The sequence below is a fragment of the Bartonella sp. LB28NMGDW genome (assembly GCF_042194435.1).
In the GTDB taxonomy this organism is placed as follows: domain Bacteria; phylum Pseudomonadota; class Alphaproteobacteria; order Rhizobiales; family Rhizobiaceae; genus Bartonella; species Bartonella grahamii.
Genome location: NZ_JBHIMX010000069.1, coordinates 1 through 1697 on the forward strand (window position 1 = coordinate 1; position 1697 = coordinate 1697).

Below are 1697 nucleotides of genomic sequence, written 5' to 3' on the forward strand. Positions count from 1 at the left end.
AATCCATAACTTTACCAATGGGTTTATTTGCCTCAAAATGGACCGTACAGAAGCGTTTTTAATTTCAATGTGGTTTTAATAACAAAATCTTTAAATCGCTCTGTACGGCGCCTTTCTGTCAATTTAAACGCATCTCTATTCTCAAAATCATCAGCAAACTTCACTACTTTGCTGTTTATCCTTCAATGCCCTTTAAAACCTCTTCAAGACTTCTATGAGGCTTTTCAATGCGTTCTGATGGCATCGGTGCCTTTTGATTTGTTCCCTTTTCAGGCTTTTCAAGGCTCCTAAGAATGTGCTTTGCATGAAAGCGAATATTGCCTTCAAGCGTCTTACAATAACGATAAAAATCTGCTGTTGAGGGCATAAAGGTCGAATTTAAGCCCTCGGCTTTGCCTTTCAAAGCGTTCTTTGTTGCCGTTTGCAATACCCAGCTGCTTATGCCTTCAAGAGCGTAAAGATACGCAAGCGCTGTCGCTTTCTCATCTGATCCCATGGGGCTCTTAAGTCCATTTGAAAGGACAAGATACGTTGTTTGAATTTCTTCTTCACTCGCTTTCTTTTCAAGCTTTTGCAATGCATCATGGACTAATGAGGTAATTCTCTCCGCTTCTGCAATCAATGGTTTTTGCCCTGTCTTCCAATGGAATGGTGGTTCGGTTGTCATCCTCGAATAAAAATTTGTACACACTATCTGAATTTTTGATATTGGACATGTGCTGTGCAACGCGATAACTCCATCCACGCTGCTGTTCTGTTGTTTCAGTGCTTGGCTTTCCATAGTTTTTTCCTTTCTGTAAATCTTCAATTGCCTTGCGTACCCAGTTGCGCCATGTTGCTTGCCAATCCGTTTTGCATGCGTCCTTACCTGCCTTGGCATTCCAATAATCTCTAAATTTTGCGATTTCGACTTTTACACGCTCTGGAGGCAAGCCCTCTCTAATCGCAAAATCGTAATCGGGCTCAAAATCCGTAGGCAATCGACAGCCTCTATCGGTTTTAACCCGCTTGGCTTTCTTAGGAACGCTTTCTTGCTCGTGAATGGGAGGTTGGTTGGTTTGCTCTGATTGGCTTTCAACATCACACTCGATTGGCTCGTCAACCAAATCGATTGTTTCTAAATCTTCAAAATCAATTTCTTTTTTTAATAAAACGTTAGTTTTATTTTTTTTATTATATATGTTTGTATTGTTTGTATTGTTTGTTATAGCATCACAAGCATCATGCTTAGCATCCTTAAGCATATTGTTAGCATCATGCTTAATATCACAAGCATCTTTTGTATTTTTATCCCATCTTGCCTTCGCTGCCTTCTGCGCTCTCTCTGAAAACTTATTCAAATTCTCATTAGAGTTGTTGAGTTCCTCTTCAACCTGTAAACTCCATAAACGACCGTCTTCTAAACGTATCAGTTTCTCATCACTCAATAAAAAATCTAGCGCTTTATTAAAAGCTTTTACTGAACAACCAGAAATGCGTGCTAATATAGAGGCATTCTCAAGAATTGGCTGTCTCTTCTTATACATAAGCAATATCAACATCATATAAGTCGATATTTGATGCGACGTCATTCCACTAGCATCAGATACCCAATCAGAAGGAAAACAACGAACCCAAGCTAACTTAGTTGACATACTTCACCTCCCTTTCTTTATTATTATTGCAAGTGAAATTATCTAGCTCTTCAGTGACGTTAT

Annotated in this window: 2 protein-coding genes; both read right to left on the reverse strand. The window is 39.1% G+C overall.

Annotated features, from left to right (window positions below; translation table 11 throughout):
- Positions 1-175: 175 nt before the first annotated feature.
- A complete protein-coding gene (locus tag ACFIKG_RS09120) occupies positions 176-622 on the reverse strand; it encodes a hypothetical protein (RefSeq protein WP_375652177.1) in 447 nt (148 codons plus the stop codon).
- Entirely contained in the window at positions 582-1634 is a 1053-nt protein-coding gene (locus ACFIKG_RS09125) for a DUF1376 domain-containing protein (protein WP_375652178.1), read from the reverse strand. The genes ACFIKG_RS09120 and ACFIKG_RS09125 overlap by 41 nt, the downstream gene beginning before the upstream one ends.
- Positions 1635-1697 lie beyond the last annotated feature (63 nt).